General features: G+C 48.2%; 16 protein-coding genes. 2 read left to right on the plus strand and 14 right to left on the minus strand.

The features are described from left to right. Positions 1-275: 275 nt before the first annotated feature. From glmS to BN3279_RS02300, 14 genes are all read right to left on the minus strand, one after another. A complete protein-coding gene (gene glmS, locus BN3279_RS02235) occupies positions 276-2108 on the minus strand; it encodes a glutamine--fructose-6-phosphate transaminase (isomerizing) (RefSeq protein ID WP_059049029.1) in 1833 nt (610 codons plus the stop codon). 169 nt (positions 2109-2277) lie between these two features. Further along, on the minus strand, positions 2278-2469 hold the full coding sequence (locus tag BN3279_RS02240) for a hypothetical protein (RefSeq protein WP_059049030.1): 192 nt from the start codon (positions 2467-2469) through the stop codon (positions 2278-2280). Between the two features lie 381 nt (positions 2470-2850). Beyond that, positions 2851-4191: a phosphoglucosamine mutase gene (gene glmM, locus BN3279_RS02245; RefSeq protein ID WP_059049031.1), complete on the minus strand. Its 1341-nt coding sequence runs from the start codon at positions 4189-4191 to the stop codon at positions 2851-2853. Positions 4192-4311: 120 nt separating this feature from the next. After that, positions 4312-5688, minus strand: a complete 1377-nt coding sequence (locus tag BN3279_RS02250) for a CdaR family protein (RefSeq protein WP_059049032.1) — start codon at positions 5686-5688, stop codon at positions 4312-4314. Next, a complete protein-coding gene (cdaA, locus tag BN3279_RS02255) occupies positions 5681-6511 on the minus strand; it encodes a diadenylate cyclase CdaA (RefSeq protein WP_059049033.1) in 831 nt (276 codons plus the stop codon). The genes BN3279_RS02250 and cdaA overlap by 8 nt, the downstream gene beginning before the upstream one ends. Before the next feature lie 226 nt (positions 6512-6737). Next, on the minus strand, positions 6738-7358 hold the full coding sequence (locus tag BN3279_RS02260; protein ID WP_059049034.1) for a zf-HC2 domain-containing protein: 621 nt from the start codon (positions 7356-7358) through the stop codon (positions 6738-6740). Positions 7359-7491: 133 nt separating this feature from the next. Continuing rightward, the gene (sigW, locus tag BN3279_RS02265; protein WP_187377718.1) at positions 7492-8067 is read right to left on the minus strand and encodes an RNA polymerase sigma factor SigW; all 576 of its coding nucleotides are present in this window, start codon (positions 8065-8067) and stop codon (positions 7492-7494) included. A gap of 199 nt (positions 8068-8266) precedes the next feature. Next, positions 8267-11062 carry a phosphoenolpyruvate carboxylase gene (gene ppc / locus BN3279_RS02270; protein ID WP_059049035.1) on the minus strand — a complete coding sequence of 932 codons (2796 nt, stop codon included), beginning with the start codon at positions 11060-11062 and terminating at the stop codon, positions 8267-8269. Positions 11063-11920: 858 nt separating this feature from the next. Next, on the minus strand, positions 11921-12634 hold the full coding sequence (locus BN3279_RS02275; protein WP_082672892.1) for a M15 family metallopeptidase: 714 nt from the start codon (positions 12632-12634) through the stop codon (positions 11921-11923). Beyond that, positions 12603-13022, minus strand: a complete 420-nt coding sequence (locus tag BN3279_RS02280; RefSeq protein WP_392396822.1) for a phage holin family protein — start codon at positions 13020-13022, stop codon at positions 12603-12605. Before BN3279_RS02280 ends, BN3279_RS02275 begins: the two co-directional genes overlap by 32 nt. Before the next feature lie 74 nt (positions 13023-13096). Then, a complete protein-coding gene (locus tag BN3279_RS02285) occupies positions 13097-13282 on the minus strand; it encodes a hypothetical protein (RefSeq protein ID WP_059049037.1) in 186 nt (61 codons plus the stop codon). Between the two features lie 58 nt (positions 13283-13340). After that, complete coding sequence (locus BN3279_RS02290) at positions 13341-13874, minus strand: hypothetical protein (RefSeq protein ID WP_059049038.1); 534 nt, start codon at positions 13872-13874, stop codon at positions 13341-13343. A 67-nt stretch (positions 13875-13941) separates the two neighbouring features. Next, on the minus strand, positions 13942-15468 hold the full coding sequence (locus BN3279_RS02295; protein WP_059049039.1) for a prophage endopeptidase tail family protein: 1527 nt from the start codon (positions 15466-15468) through the stop codon (positions 13942-13944). A 13-nt stretch (positions 15469-15481) separates the two neighbouring features. Then, positions 15482-16474 carry a tyrosine-type recombinase/integrase gene (locus tag BN3279_RS02300; protein WP_059049040.1) on the minus strand — a complete coding sequence of 331 codons (993 nt, stop codon included), beginning with the start codon at positions 16472-16474 and terminating at the stop codon, positions 15482-15484. A 107-nt stretch (positions 16475-16581) separates the two neighbouring features. On the opposite strand from BN3279_RS02300, the gene BN3279_RS23920 reads away from it, so the two are divergent. Continuing rightward, entirely contained in the window at positions 16582-16752 is a 171-nt protein-coding gene (locus BN3279_RS23920) for a ribbon-helix-helix domain-containing protein (RefSeq protein ID WP_187377716.1), read from the plus strand. Continuing rightward, positions 16739-16963 carry a hypothetical protein gene (locus BN3279_RS02305; RefSeq protein WP_059049041.1) on the plus strand — a complete coding sequence of 75 codons (225 nt, stop codon included), beginning with the start codon at positions 16739-16741 and terminating at the stop codon, positions 16961-16963. The genes BN3279_RS23920 and BN3279_RS02305 overlap by 14 nt, the downstream gene beginning before the upstream one ends. Positions 16964-17117 lie beyond the last annotated feature (154 nt).

Consider the following 17117-nt stretch of genomic DNA (forward strand, 5'->3'; position numbering starts at 1 on the left):
ATTCATTGCAAATCAATGATTCAATACTATCAATTGTATATTAATGTTTCCGTAGATGAATTACTACTTCCCAGCTTAATCTCGCTCAGGTTCCCTTGAGAAATTCTTATGCTTTTTAATGTTTTTCAGCATTTAAAAAGGGAGCCACGAATTAATCCCTCGGGCTCCCTACTAGATACTGAAAATCATTCATCTTGCATTTCGGTTCATGACATCTTTTACTGGTTCACGACTTTTTTATAATGGGACAAACGAGTGTCGTCCTTAACCCCGCCCTACTCCACCGTCACACTCTTCGCCAGGTTCCGTGGCTTATCAACATCGTTGCCACGGGCTAGAGAAGCGTAGTAGGCGAGCAATTGTAGAGGGACGACGGAAATGGCCGGAGTCAGCATTGGCAGGGTCTTCGGAATGGCGAAGGCCTGGTCCACCGACTTCAAAAGGCTGGGAACATGTTCTTCATGGGTGAAGGCCATAACATCCCCGCCACGCGCCTTCACTTCCTTAATGTTGCTGACGGTCTTCTCCAGCACGCTGTCCTGCGTTGCCAAGGCGATGACTGGCACGCCGTCCTCGATCAATGCCAAGGTGCCGTGCTTCAATTCTCCGGCAGCATAGGCTTCCGAATGAATATAGGAGATCTCCTTCAGCTTGAGCGAGCCTTCTTGCACGACTGCATAGTCGATCCCGCGACCGATAAAGAACAAATGCTCATGCTTGGCGATCTGCTCCGCATAGGCCTTAATGGTATCGGACTGAGCCAGTATGCTCTCCACCTGCTCTGGCAGAGCATGCATGGCCGCAAGCACATGCGCCACTTCATCCTCGGATTTGGTGCCACGTACTTGGCTCATGTAGAGCCCCAGCAGATAGAAGGCAATCAATTGCGACGTATATGCCTTCGTGGAAGCCACGGCAATTTCCGGGCCAGCCAGCGTAGCAATGACATCGTCCGCATCACGGGCAATCGAGCTGCCCACCATATTGGTAATGGCTAACACATGCGCTCCATTAGCTTGCGCTTCACGCAAGGCTGCCAATGTGTCCGCCGTCTCCCCCGACTGGCTAACCACAATAACCAGCGTATCCGGAGTAATGAGTGGTGAACGGTAACGGTACTCCGAAGCCACATCGTACATGATCGGGATGCGGACCATCTGTTCAATAGCTGTTCCGCCAACCAAGCCAGCATTATAAGCTGTACCGCAGGCAATGACATGAATGCTCGTAATGCTGCGGATCTTCTCGTCGGACAATTTAAATCCAGGCAGCACTACCTTACGTCCACTCTCATCGATGCGGCCAAGCATAGTGTCCCGGTAAGCACGCGGCTGCTCATGGATTTCCTTGAGCATGAAATGATCATATCCGCCTTTTTCTGCCGTCACGGCATCCCAATCGACACGAATCATTTCCCGAGAAATAAAATTCCCCTCAAGGGTCATCAATTCGACAGTATCCTTTGTCAGTACGGCCATTTCGCCGTCGTTCAAAATGTACACATCACGGGTGTAATTAAGCAAAGCCGGTATGTCGGAGCCGATAAAGTTCTCCCCCGCGCCAAGACCGATAATCAACGGGCTGGCTTGACGGACGGCTACAAGCTTCTCAGGCTCGTATTCGGTCAATACCCCAAGCGCAAAAGCGCCACGCATATGGCGAATCGCTTGCTGCACGGCCTTGACGATATCCCCTTGATACTCGCGAGCCACCAGATGGGAAATAACCTCTGTATCTGTTTCCGACACAAAAATATACCCTTGCTCAATCAGTTCTTCTTTCAGATCCAGATAGTTTTCGACAATCCCGTTATGAACCACCGAGAACTTCTGCGTATGATCGGTATGCGGATGTGAATTAACGTCAGACGGCTTGCCATGAGTTGCCCAACGAGTATGACCGATTCCAGCCGATCCGGCAAGTGGTGCATTCTCCAGCTTGGTCTCCAAATTAGCCAACCGGCCTTTAGCTTTGGCAATTTTCAGTCCACCTGGCGTGAACACCGCAATGCCAGCCGAATCGTACCCACGGTACTCCAGCTTCTTAAGTCCTTCGATCAATACCGACTGCGTATCCCGATTCCCAATATATCCAACAATACCACACATAATTATATTTTCCTCCGTTTCGTTCTTACAAGATGGTTGTTAACCGTAAGAAGTGAACACGAAAGAAACCTCGCGCGATATACCGAAACAAGAACATATTTAATTGTCAAAAAGCAACTGCTTTTTATGAGTTCAGCCAAGTCTCTCACGACAAATCCTGATGCTTCGTCTACCGCGGAAGTCTCCCCCGCGTCCGTCTGCTTACGCGACATTCATCAAGTTCATGAATATCGTATTCCATCTGTCCGTATGGTTTGTGGGAACGGTCGCCCATTCCTTTTGCCCATACAGTTACGGTGTGATGTGACACCGGGAGGCCCCCGCCGAACATTTCGAACACCTCCACCTCGTCAGCTTCCAAGCTGCCGCAACCTTCCTCTGAAGCGTCTCATAAGGTCTATTGATCCCAACCGTTCGCAAGCTGGCCTGCCGCCCTTGCCATGACGATGAGTATGATCCCTTACTCACAAAATAAATCTTCAGATTCATATGCGCACACGCTGAAGCTCTGGCGCTTAACTTTCCAAGTGACCTCACGACCCTCGCTTTCTTTTCTCGAATATGCTTAATTATATGCACCTTCACTCGTTTTGGCAATGATCAACTTGTCCCGATTGCTTGGGCCCGTCCTGATCATCCCACAAAAACACCCGGCATCACAATGAAAAACCGCCGTTCCGAAGCCAGGCTCCAAGAACAGCGGTTAAGGTATAATAATCGTGATGATAGCATGACGCCAAGCTTAAACGAGTTCCTTCTCCACAACGCCGACGATCTGAGCCACCAGCTTCTCCAGTTCGTTCTTCTCCGGCCCTTCGGCCATGACACGAATCAGAGACTCCGTACCGGACGGACGAACCAGCACCCGACCATTATCACCTAATGTACGCTCCACCTCAGCCACAGCAGCGCCAATCGCAGTATTGCCTTCGTATTTGCTCTTATCCTGTACACGTACGTTAACCAGCACCTGCGGATATTGCTTCATGATCTGCTTAAGCTCGCTCAGTGACTTGCCGGAAGTCAGCAGGGTATCCACCAGTTGAATCGCTGTGAGGATGCCATCTCCCGTCGTGTTGTAGTCGAGGAAAATAACATGACCCGATTGCTCGCCACCCAGGTTATACCCGCCGCGCAGCATTTCGGCCATTACATAGCGGTCGCCTACCGCAGTCTGCTGCGTATTTAAATCCAGCTTCTTGGTCGCCTTGTAGAAGCCAAAGTTACTCATCACCGTGGACACCACCGTGTTATCCTTGAGCTTTCCTGCCTTCTTCATAGCATCGCCGCAAATGCACAGAATGTAATCTCCATCCACTTCTTGACCCAGCTCGTCAATAGCGATCAAGCGATCAGCGTCACCGTCAAAGGCAAGCCCCAAATGTGCCCCCAAGCGTACAACTTCTTCCTTCAAATGCTCAGGATGCGTAGAACCACAGTGGTCATTAATGTTTAGACCGTTGGGCTCTGCGGCCAGCGTGTGTACCTCCGCCCCCAGTTCACGGAACAGCTTGGGTGCCAGCTCATAGGCAGCACCATTGGCGCAATCTAATACGACCTTCAACCCTTGGAAAGAAGAGCTGATCGTCGTCTTCAAATGTTCTAAGTATTTCAGCTTCGAATCGTTATCCACGGTTACGGTGCCTAGGCCTCCGCCGATAGGACGTGGCAACTCATCCGTATCCTTATCCAGTAATGCTTCGATCTCCAACTCTGTTTCGTCGGACAATTTGAATCCGTCGCTTCCGAAGAATTTGATCCCGTTATCCTCGACGGGGTTATGGGAAGCTGAGATCATGACCCCGGCATCCGCTTGCAACAAGCGTGTTAAATAAGCAACAGCCGGTGTAGAAACAACCCCTAACCGAATGACGTCCGCACCGATCGACAACATCCCTGCAATTAGTGATGATTCAAGCATCAAGCCTGAAATGCGTGTGTCCATCCCGATGACAACCTTTGGCTTATGGGCCTGGCCGGTCAGTACATAACCTCCGCAACGCCCGATTTGATAAGCCAATTCTGCCGTCAATTCCTGATTAGCGATGCCCCTTACTCCATCTGTTCCAAAATACTTCCCCATAATTTCACTCCTTCAACATTTTGCAAGGATCGCAAGCTCACTGGACCCTAATTGTTCAACTGTTCATTCATTGTTTTGTTGGTTCTATTCTCCACGGTCATTCGGTCATTCCCCGTGCTCTTACGTTCCATTGCCTGAAGGAGAAGCATTATCTGGCACCTGCTCCTGATCCTCTTCCGAGGCTGCAGGCTCATTTCCCGAAGAAGGCTGCCCGTTCGCGGACGAATCTGGCGGGTCTTCGGGCGCTCCCGTAGTGGGGCTTCCTTTCTCAGTCAGTTCCACTTCAACCGTTAGGGTGAGAGCTGAATCAGCCATCTTGACATGAGCAGGCAACGTCACCTCTACAGGAATGGTATGTGTGCCCATGCCCAAGGGTGACAGATCAGCCGTCAGATGAATGTCCTCCAGCTTTAATTTGTCCAATGCCTCAAGTGTACCCGAAAGGGTCAGGGTCAGCTTGTGGTCCGCTGGCCTGACCCATTTGACGTCATATAAAGAATTCAAGTTAAGGAGACTCACCGGGACTCCTTCGATTTGCTGCTCGGCAGCAGGCACTACGTCCAACGTAATTGTTACGGAACCCGGCTCGATTTTCTCAAAACCTTCCGGCGGAGTCAAGTCCACCGTGAACTGGGTGCGGGCCGAGTTGCTATCGGCGCGGCTTAAGTCCACCGTCACCGGATAAGAAGAGATGCTCTCAAGAGCCTCCTTGGGCCCGTACAGGGCTACTCCTTCTACATCCGTCTCAATCCCCTCCAGCATATAGCCATGGGGCAGACTCCCCGTCTGACGCACCTCCAAAGGCACATTCTTGTATAACTTGTTAATCGGGACGTCCACATCGATGGAAGCCGGAGATATCTCTGCATTATCAATCGGATCACCTTGCTTATCATATGCCGTCAGCTTGACACTTTTTCCCTTTACAGCATCCTTCAGCCCGCTGACGTCTACAACGCCCTGCACCTTGCTAAGCTCCTCAACTTCGCTTCCCGGCAAAGTGACCTCCACGTTCCCGTCTCCGGCCACGATGGGAATTCCGGCAACCAATCCATCATCCGGCTCTCCCTTGACCACAATGGATACTGGAACCGTTCGCGTCTCCTTGGCCTCAATCGTTACCTTCACGATGGAAGGGTCCATTGATATCAATTGTACGCCTGGAGGCAGCTCATGGGTTAAAGGCAACGTAAATGTACCCGGACCTACATTGTCCAAGTTCAGCCTTACCTTATAATCGGAGAAATTCGTGGTCAGATCGATTCGTTTCCCCTTGACCTCCATCCGGACGCTATCCGGCTCCAGATCATAGAGCACATACTTGTCCTCGTCAAATCCCGTAACTTCTATTTTAACGTTATCGATAATTTTTGGTTGCGCCAAAGTTGTAGAATCCACCGGGGTCCCACTATCCAAATGCACCATCGCCCACAAAATAATGCTGAGAAACAGCGCGAGCACCTTGGCAAAATTGTTATGAGTCAGCCACTTATCCATTCTTGCCGGCCTCCTTCCGTTTGCGGAACGGCCCGCGAATTTCCTTCGCCCCGGAGTTTGGCCCAAGCTCCTCATACAGCTTCGATATCAAGGATTCCTCTTTGATATCTCGCACGACTTGTCCGTCGATGGCCAGGGAGATTTGCCCTGTCTCCTCAGACACTACGATCGAGACCGCGTCCCCTACCTCACTGATGCCGATAGCGGCGCGATGCCGTGTTCCCAGCTCCTTGCTGATGAACGGATTCTCCGATAAAGGCAAATAGCAAGCCGCAGCGGCGACCTTATGCCCCTGAACAATAACCGCTCCATCATGCAGCGGCGTATTGGGTATGAAAATGTTAATCAGCAGTTGCGAAGAAATCATCGACTGCATCGGGATACCGGATTCAGTATATTCATTGAGCCCCGTATCTCGTTCAAAGACAATTAAGGCCCCTATTTTTCTACGGGATAAATAATTTACGGCTTTAATAATCTCGCTGATTTCCTTCCCGAATTCCTCTTCATCTACCGTGTTGCGTCCAAACAGCTTCCCTCGGCCAAGCTGCTCCAGCGCGCGCCGAAGTTCAGGCTGGAAGATGATGAAGACAGCTAATACGCCAAACGTGAACATTTGGTTCATTAGCCACTTTAACGTATATAGATCAAACCAGGTGCTGACGGCCCAGATCAAGACGAGAACCAGGATTCCCTTGAGCAATTGCACCGCTCTTGTTCCGCGTACGAGCAAAATCAGATGATATATGATATAGGTAACAATCAGAATATCAATGACATCCTTGATGGTATCCTGCCAAGTCAAATTCACAAAATAATTCATGGTGCGACCCCCGATATGTCCCTTGCAGACCTTCACAGCACTATTATCCACAAGAAAACGATATGTACAGCATCAATGCTTGTCTCTATAGGTTTCCCCTAACTATTAGGTTATAACGTTCACAAGACAGATGCAAGCGCCGGGGTTAAAAAATCAGCAATTGCACGGAAAATAAAAGAGCGCCCTCCCTGAGGGAAGGCGCCAATTTATCATCTTTAGGGCGGTGTTACCTGTAGGCGACTTCCGTAAACGTATTGGTGATTCTATACCAGATCCAGTCCAGCGCCTGGTCAATTTGCTTGACCTCTCCTGAAATATGCGCGGTGGATGCCTGATAATAAGAACCATCAATAACCGTCAAGTTGCCCTGAACCTCTCCATATATTTCTGCCTTCCCATTCTGAATCGTCAGGTTGCCGGCAATTTTGGAATTACTAGGCACGGTAACGGTATCGCCCTGGATAATAATCTGTTCCAGGTCTGCCCCTTTCACAACAAGCTGATCATCGCCATCCCAAATCGAAACTGCGCTGAATACCATGACCAGCAGGAACATGGCGGCTGCCGTCAATGCGGGATGTCGCCGGATCCACTGAATCCAAGCCTGCTGTTTGGGCTGCTTGGGAATCTGACTGATAATCCGATTGACCAATTCATCGGGCGCTGAGACATTCGTGTGCTGCTTGATCGTTGCGAACAGCATCATTTCGGTCTGCTCCAGCTCCTTGAATTGCTTCTGGCATTTAGGACAGCACTCCAGGTGCTGCTTCAACTGTTCAGCATCAGTACGGCTTAAATCGCCGTCCAGATAATCATGCATCAATGAGGAGGCTTGTTTGCATTCCATATCAGCCAATCCTTTCAAGTGTCATTCTATGCGAAAACGCTATGCACGGCTAAGACACTAGTCGTCCTATCTTACAATACGTAGCGGTTCTCAAAACGTTTCAACTAAAATCAATGGCCCAAGGCCGCCCTTTTTACAGCATCTTATGCTCCAACTTCTTACGCAAAAACTCACGCCCCCGATGGACGCGGGTCTTCACCGTCGTCACGGGCATGTCCAGTACATCGCTAATCTCCTGCAACGACATCTCCTGTAAATACCGCAGGACAATGACCGATCTGTACTTGGCCGGCAAACCTTCTATTGCACGGTGAATGGTCTGTTGCGTCTCTGATAACAGATACTCTGTCTCCGGCGTCCGTTCGTCTCCGGGGATCAGCGTATATCCGTCCATGCCTTCCTGATCATTCATCTCAGCATCGAGATAATAATTAGGCTTGCGCTTACGCAGCCGATCTATACATAAATTGGTAGCAATTCGATAAATCCAAGTTGAGAATTTCTGCTTTTCATCGTACCTGCTCCAATTTTTGTACACCCTTAAGAAAGTCTCCTGAACGACATCCTCCGCCTCGTGCCGGTTGGACAACATCCGGTAACCTAGATGAAATAATCTATCCTTATATAAATCAACAAGCTCGGCAAAAGCAATCTGGTCCCCTTTACGGGCGAGCTTCACCAGCCTTGCATCGAAATGTTCCACCACCATATTTTCCCCCAGATCTTTGGAGAGCTTAGGTACAGCTACTGCCTGTCCGGCTCTCACTTGCCGCAGGCACTTCATTCAAATGTTAAAGCAACTTTTTGCAAATTGCAATACATTCGGTCAACACCAATATATGAAAAAGAGCCGACCCTCCGTTAAGGAATGTGCCGACTCTCTCTCCATCATTCATTTAATAAAGGTATCAGCCCGTATTACGCAGGCCCGCGGCAATACCGTTAATTGTAAGTAGAACCTCACGTAATAATTCAGCATCATCTCGTCCCTCATCCCGAATCGTCCGTAGCTCGGATAGCAGTTGAACCTGCAGATAGCTAAGCGGATCAACATACGGATTCCGCAGACGAATCGATTCTTGCAGACCAGGTACATTATCCAGAATTTCCGTAATACCGGTAATCTTCAATACCATATCCCGAGTACGATGGAATTCCTCTTCAATCTGACCAAAGATTCGATCCTTCGTATCCTCGTCAGAGCACATCTTGGCGTATTCCTTGGCAATAATCAAATCAGCTTTGATCATGGCAAATTGCAAGGTATCGATAACTGTGGTGAAGAAGGAGAAATTCTGATACATATCCTGCAACACCTTAAGGTTATCCTCATTATCTTGATAATAATTTAGAAGACCAGTACCTGCGGCATACCATGCCGGGAACAAATAACGGCTTTGCGTCCAGGCAAATACCCATGGAATGGCCCGAAGGTCTTCGAACCGGTCACTATTCTTACGCTTGGATGGACGAGAGCCTATGTTCAGCTCACCCACTTCCAATAACGGGGTTGATTCACGGAAGAATTTCAGGAATTCCGGCTCGCGGAATACAAGATCCTGATATTTGTTCAATGAAGTCTCTGAAATGCCCTTCAAAATTTCTTCCCAACGTTCCTCTTGCGGATTCGATTCCTGATGCAGCTTAGCTTGAATCGCTCCGGTAATCAACGCCGATGTCGCTTGCTCCAAACTACGATAGGCAATGCCACGTAAGGAATAGCGTGAGGAGATGACCTCCCCTTGCTCCGTAATCTTAATTCCCCCACCGATAGTTTCCGGCGGTTGTACGAGAATGCTGCGGTTCAGCGGCATTCCACCGCGACCGAGCGCCCCACCGCGACCATGGAAGAACTTCAGCTTAACGCCGAATTCGCTGGCTGCAGCGGTGATTTGCTTCAACGCTACGCGCAGTTCCCAGTTAGCGGTCACCACGCCACCATCCTTGTTGCTATCAGAGTATCCTAGCATGATCTCCTGCAGATCATTCATCGCCGTTACTGATTGGCGATAAATCGGCATACTCAGCAAACGACGCATAATGCCTGGTGCGGCATGCAGATCATCTATTGTTTCAAAGAGCGGTACAGATTGCAGGGTACATGTCACTGTACCGTCTGCTTCTTTCTGGAACAACCCGACTTCCTTGGAGAATACCATAACCTCCAGAATATCGCTGGCTGCCTCTGTCATACTGATTAGATAGCTGGTAATACATCGCTCCCCGTATTCTTTTTGAGCGCGATATACAGTGCGATATACCTCCAGGCATTCCCGAGTGCTTTCCGAGTAATCCTGATAGGAAGATGTCAGTGGACGCGGATCATTCAGCAAGCGCTCCAACAGAATTAGCTTTTCTTCTTCCTCTAGTGCGGAATAGTCATCGACAATCTTCATATTAGCCAGAATTTCTGTCATCGCATTTTCATGCTCTTGGCTGTGCTGGCGAATATCCAGGGTAGCTGTATGGAAACCGAACAGCTCGACTTGGCGAATGAGCTTCTTGATATGGGTATCCGCCACATAGTCAGCATAGTGATGTCGCAGGCTGCGGTCAATAATCTTCAGGTCGTGGATAAATGCCTCAACGTCAGCATAACGTTCCGGAGTATCCTTCTTGGTATCATCCAGGACATTGTGCAGCTTCTCCGTCATATAGGTCAATTTGATGCGGTAAGGCTCCTTGTCGTTGTTCCATTGCGGCGTTTTGTTCAGCATCACCTGCAAGCGATCACGTTGAATCGAAGCCATAAGCTCATTGGTCACATCGACAATACTGGTACTAAAGCTAAGGTGCTTGAAGAGTTCGGCCAACACACGTTGATACTCCCGTATAGCAAGCTTACGCTGCATTCTCAGCGTGTCCCAGGTTACGTCGGAGGTTACGGACGGGTTACCGTCACGGTCGCCGCCAATCCAGGAGCCGAACCGCAGATACGTAGGTACATGCCAGTAATGCTCAGGATAGTATTTAGTCAAACAACGCTCCAGTTCCTGATACACTTCAGGAAGGACATGGAACAAGGTTTCATGGAAGTAATACATTCCGTTTCTGACTTCGTCAAGTACGGTTGGCTTACGATCACGCAGCTCATCGGTTTGCCAGAGGGTCAGCACTTCGTTAAGCAGCTTCTCACGAAGCTGTTCCCGTTCGCGGAACGTGAGCGTAGGGTTATCCAATTGCGCCACGTCATCCGCAATGCGCTTATGGATATCCAGAATCGCACGCCGCATCGCTTCCGTTGGGTGAGCGGTCATGACCAGTTCCAGCGACATGCCTCCGATGATATCTTGCGCTTCGCTATAGTTAAAGCCCCGTTCCTTCAAGTCTCTTACCGCCGCTTCGATGGTCCCCGTCTGAACCGCTTCTCCAGCGGAACGTTCGTAATCGCGTTTACGACGAATGCGATGATTCTGTTCGGCGATATTAACAAGTTGAAAATAGATGGCAAAAGCACGAATTACCTGATGGCGAATACCTGGTTCCAGGGAGTTGATCATTTCCTTAAACTCATCGTGCAGTTCCGGCAAGAATACAGCCCGCAACGATTTGCTCGCTTCACGAATCTTCTCGACAATATCCAAGAGCTCATTGCCGCCTTGATGCACAAGGACCTCTCCTAGAATATTGCCCAAAAAACGAATGTCGCGTCTAAGCAGGTTATTAGAATTGCCCTTCCCTGCAGTAACCGTTAGCTCTGTCATGTTTCTCCCCCATTTCATCCCTATTCCGTCTGTCTAAGAAGTAACCGTCATCACCTGTTGCCTTGTTCCCCTAAAATGCGCGTCTTTAGACGGTTTCTTAACATAATACAATAAACTTCCCTGAAAATCTTCACTTTATTTGTAAGAATTATTATGACTCATGCAGATCGACCCTGCAGCTTCGCCACTATTCCCCATCTTGCCTCATAAAGATTTCCAGCCTCTCTGTGTTCACATCGCTTGGCAACTCCACCAACCTTAACACGGTAAAGCAATAAAATTCAAGGGTATATGTAAACGATAGAAAAGTTTTATAGCCGGGGCTCACAGGCGTAAAATTATAACAAAAAACATCATCTAAGCCAGTGATAGCCGATGATGTTGCCGTTTATGAGATGGAGCGGGTGATGGGAATCGAACCCACGCTACCAGCTTGGAAGGCTGGCATGCGCCCCAATCAAATAATATCAGCATCGATCACATTATTATAGCCGTGCATTTTTCGGTTTTAGGTTAAATCATTTTATATCAATTTATATCATCGTGGCAATATCCGCCTGCCCCATTTTTGCCCCTTTTTCATTTTTTCTTCTATATAATATAGAAGAAAAAATGAAACGACCACTTTGGCTCATGCCTCTGTGGTCAGGTCACTAAAATGATATAATAATTTCAATAAAGGTTCATTATAAGGAGCGATATTATGACTAATGAACAATATTGCAATTGTACGCCGAGGCAACAAACAAAAATTAGCCCTTCTATGAATCTGTGATGCAAAAAAAGAGCCCCACCCACAGGACGTGGACAGGGCTCTTCTACCTATGCTTTAGGATTTAATACAGGAATTATAACCTATTATCTGGAAACCCGCAACCCCACGGCCAGCACACGCCACTCCCCAAGAGTAAACTCCGGTTCGCTGATCTTGCCGCCCAAGTCCCCGCTGCCAAACTCCGATACAAACCACTTGGGAGCCGGTACGCGCTTAGCCACTGTCTCCAACTCTGTTACTCTTTTTGTAAGCTTGTTCAGTTCATCCTTCATAGCCAATTCATCCTCTCTATTAATAACAGCCAGAGCCTTCGCCAGAGTAATCTCACTCGGTTGCCTGCCCGCGCGGTACTGAGCCGTAGTCAGCCCGAAGCACATCTCAAAGTGGGGCATGTCCTTAAACGACCGCCAGTCCCCTCCCCACTCAAAACCTAGTGACTTGGCGATATCCACGACCTCTGACCAGTCCGGCAGAGAGTCCTTGTCCCCATCTCGCAGGGTATCCCATGATACCGACTTACCGTCCGGCAGCAGCAGGGCAAAGTCTATAGCTACTCCAAAGTTGTGATTGCTATAGCCTCCTCGGGCATTGGTAACGATGTTTCCCGGCTTAGTACGTCCCTGCGCATACAGTGCGTCCTGCTCCGCAATTGTCCGTAACCCCTGGGTTATTAGGATCGGAACGCCAGCGGCAAAAGAGCGCTCAATTAAGCGCTCCGTAGCCTGACGTACGACCGGATGCAATCCGGATAATCTACTTACGGACTTAGCCTTTACGTAGTCCAGTGTCAGCGTCATTGTCCTGGTCGCCTCCTTTGCCTCGCAACACAGCGATAGCCCGTTGCAGCACTGGAGGAATTGGGGCCCCGAGTCGGCCTGCATTCTCCAACAAACTCAGTAACTCATTGGAAAGGTAGAAGAAGATAGCAGCATCCCGGAATAGGTGCGCATCTCCCAACGCTGTATCTACCAAATGCGCGACGGCCACAATGGCTAGAATCATCACCTTACGAGCTATGCCCCATGTCCCAATACGGCTGCTGAGCTTGCCTTCATATCCTGCCGCAACCACTCCCGAAATGTAGTCGAATACGATGAAAGCCAGTAGAATACTGAGCAGCGGCGACCAACCTCCAAATAAAAATCCTGCCAAAATGCTGAATGTTGGAATAATTGCTCTGTACACGTTATCCAATATAATCATCCTCTCAATTTAATATAATTCTCCCGGGATCGGCTCCAGGGGTATAAAAAATACGCCTATTCGGCGTTTGGTGTGTTCTTGTTATTTAACTCAGCTTCTATGCTCCTGCCCAGGGCGGCATGAACCTTTTTCATAAATTCTACTTCTGCACCTGGGTGATAAGCCATTGCCACGGAGATAACCCCGCATACATCATTGACCGTAGGTTCAATTAATAGTTCGATTTTTGGTGTCGCCTTCACGTACATTCCTCCCATAATAAAAACCCCACCGAGTGGAGGGGTTGGTTAATGTTGTTTCTTACTCAAATTCTTTCAACGCTTCATTGATTCTCCGCAGTTGTTCCGTGCTCTTCTCCTTGCTCTCTGCAATTTCCTTATCGTTAGCCTCTTTTAGTTTTTTGGCGTTTTCGTTCATGCCTGATTCTATAAGAGAATCATACCTTTTTTTATTTTTTTCTTCCGTTTCAGGGATAGTTACATTCAGGCGATTTTCCGTCTTTTGTTTGATCTTCAATAACTCTTCTTTCGTGTATTCATTGCCTTCAAACATAGCCTTTTCACCCTCTTGTACGGTAGAATTTATATAAATCGTGTTTCCCTCCACCTTTAAATTGGCATCTAAAGCGTTGGATAAGGCCCTAACCGGAGCATTCGTCGTTCCTTGGATAACAGCCCCTTTAGTTTGAAGGGCTTCTCCATTGACGACGACATTCATTTCTCCCGTTACTTTTTTTCCAATCAAACTTTGAACTTCGGCAAACGCAACATCACTGGAAATGGTAACAAAAATTCCAAGAATGAAGCCGCCAATGATATAAGACCACTTTTTCAAAAATATCACCTCATCGATATAATATATTGTAAGTATATCCTAGGTCATATTATAGGTAAATGTTTCTTTATAATCCAATTACATTCGCTCCCGAGAAATCTACAGTGCCATTGAATTTTACAGTTCCTCCCCCATCGAAAAGAGCATCTCCTTGAACAAGTATTCCTCCATACCCACGCAGGAACAATTCATTATCCGCAATAACGTGCATCCCGCCTGATATTGAATAAACCTGACCTTCCGATTGTCCGTTCGGTCCCCAATACACAAATCCCCCCATACCAGCACCAGTGTTGTACCCAAGCGTAACTCGCTCCCGATTCGCGCTATCAAAGGACCTGAAACTATAATCGTCCATTTCTATGCGTCTTCCGTTGGCTGCCGTTCGAATTAGGGCCCCTGTTACTATCCCGCCTTCAATCTCCGCTCCCTCAATATAGGAACCGTAGATCCGCCCCCCATTAATTACAGACGCGCTAATCTCGCCCGAAAACTCCGCTCCTACGGCCACCATGTGTCCCGATTCATCAACTGAAAAATTATTGCCTATTTCAATGCTACCGCCGACAAACTTGCTGGCTGTTACGATCCCAGTAAATTCATATTCACCGTTAATGGGGTCAAAATATAGGGCATCCTCATAGCTACCAGAGCCATCCCCCTTTTGCATACGAAATTCATCCGCATTCCACTTGGATCGGGCTAACTTGTCGTATCGTTCAATGACAATTCCCTCATCCGGGCCGATTTTCACACCATACATCCACTTGTCCTTGGCAACTGAGGTCTTTTGCAACCGATAGATCGTGTCCTGGATGCCGTAGATTGCATTTGCAATGACAACCGAACTGTTGATACGCAGGAACGGGCTGTAAGTGTACTGGATGATTCTCTGCTTCTCATTGATACCTAATTCCTCGTCAATGATGTCCACGGTATCGCCCAACTCAAAATATTCAAAGCCAGCAAACTCAGGCAGGGAATTAAGCTCGACCACATTAACCTCATAGGCCGTAGCAATTTCTCCTGTTTTGCCGTCCACATCCTTGACGATGCCTAGAAGGTTTTTACCGAATCGGAACTGCACACTATGCTCACGCCCGCGCCGCTGAAGAAGAGATATTTTGTATTTGTCGAACAGCAGCTCACCACCAGATACCTCAGCGATTTTCATGATGATCCCACGTACGTTGGCAAGCTCTTTGAATTCGACGCTAATCATGTCTGATAGCTCCACTGTCCCGATAGTAAACCCCGTACCAGACAGCGCATACTGGAGTAAGGTGGATGGCGTACCTGTATGGATAAACTGATCGTAAGAATGGTATCGCAGGTCATAGGCTACCTGTTCGCACTCCACCGCAATAATGACCTCACCACTTTCGGCGCGTGTCCGTCGGTGATGAACGATGTTGAAATACTGATCCTCGACGGCAACATACTTCCCAATCTGGATGTACTTGCTCTTATCATGGTCAAGGTATACCGAGAACCTTAACGTATAAGAACCATTGATCTTCTCAATTACTTCGTCGTCAAAATATCGGTCCAATACGGCCTCCGGCTTGTACTGGCTGTTCAAGATGGTAATCAATCAGCATCACTCCTTATTGAACTAGAAATCTTTTATGCTGCTCCCGCTTACGTTCTTCAGTGATTCGGGCATATCGGAGCGTGGTTTGCGGGTCAGAATGTCCCATGAGCTCCTGCACGGCCACCAGCTCCGCGCCATTATTTAAGGTCAACGTTGCAAAGGTGTGCCGCAGCACGTGCGGGCTTACCTTTCCAGCTAGACCAGCAGCCTTGGCAATCACATCGATCTCCCGCTGAATGCCTCTGCGAGACAATCGACGGAATGGACGGCGTTCCGTAACCATGAGTGCCTCGCAGTCATCTGAGCGGCTGGAAAGATATCGGTCGAGATGGTACATTGCCTTGAAGCTGAAATATACTTCCCTTTCCTTGTTGCCTTTACCGATAACGCGACAGCTCATGGATTGATGATTAATTCCACTGCGATCCATGCCATATACTTCTGACAATCGACATCCAGTCGCATACATGACCTCGATAAATGCCCGCTGTCGTACCGTCTTGCATGACTCTCGAAGCATTTCAAGTTCTGCCACGGTTAACGCTTTGGGTAGGCGCTTCTCTTGCTTGGGGGTCTTGAGACGTGCGGACGGATCGCGCTGGATCAACTCCTCCGCCGCCAGCCAGCCGAAGAAACTTTTGAGAACCGATAGTTTACGTCCGACGGTGCTCATTTTCAAGTGATTGTACTGCCCCAAGTACGCCCGGATATCAGCAGCGGTTACCGCGTCTGTTCTCTTAATCACCTTACGAAAAAATATCCTTAGTTCCATTTGATATCCGTCGAGGGTAAGCGGGCTAAGCCCCTCCAAGCGCTTCGACGATAAGAACATTTTAAGCTTCTCATCAGAATCCGGGTGAGGTTCATCTTCTTCCACCTTCTGTATATGGTATTTAGCTATCGCTATAGACAAGATTGACTTGGTGCGTTCAACTTCAAGATTCGGAAAAGACTGAGACAAAACCGCAACAACATCGGAAAGCAATTGTTCCCCTGCACTGTTCATCGTATCATCTCCAGTTATATAACTTATATAACTAATATACAAACATGCATTCTCATTGTCAATATAAGTTATATAACTTATACTCTGTTTTGAAGGAGATGGTTACATTGCCTATAGATAAGAGGAAGCACACGCAAATTCTGGTTACATTCGAACATGAAACAGTCCGGGAGATAGAAGCCTACTGGCATGACAATAAAATAAAGAGCCGAACCGAAGCTATACGAGAACTGGTGAAGCTCGGCCTGTTGAAGAGTAAAGACAATGACCACGCTTAAGGAAGTCGAAGCGGCACTTCATCAACTGACTACTCAAGGAAATGAGACTGCCAAGCGATGGATCAATAACGATATTATGAAAATGAAGCTCGCTATGAGCTATGATGCTTGGATGGAAGATATCGAAGATCACCAGTACCCCATGACACTTCCCGAATACATTGAATCCTGCATTGAAGGACCTTGGAACGAAGAAAACCCGCCTACATAATGGCGGGTTTTCTTATGAGCTTTTTGTTGCGCAATATGATCCAATTATGAAGCTAATCTCCGCAATAAATCAACTATTACAGGAACGTAAAAAGTCTCGTACCCCAAGCCGTTAGGATGAGTCTTATCCCCGTGCCCCGTGCCGTAACTATCAT

The sequence above is a fragment of the Paenibacillus senegalimassiliensis genome (assembly GCF_001486585.1).
GTDB lineage: Bacteria > Bacillota > Bacilli > Paenibacillales > Paenibacillaceae > Fontibacillus > Fontibacillus senegalimassiliensis.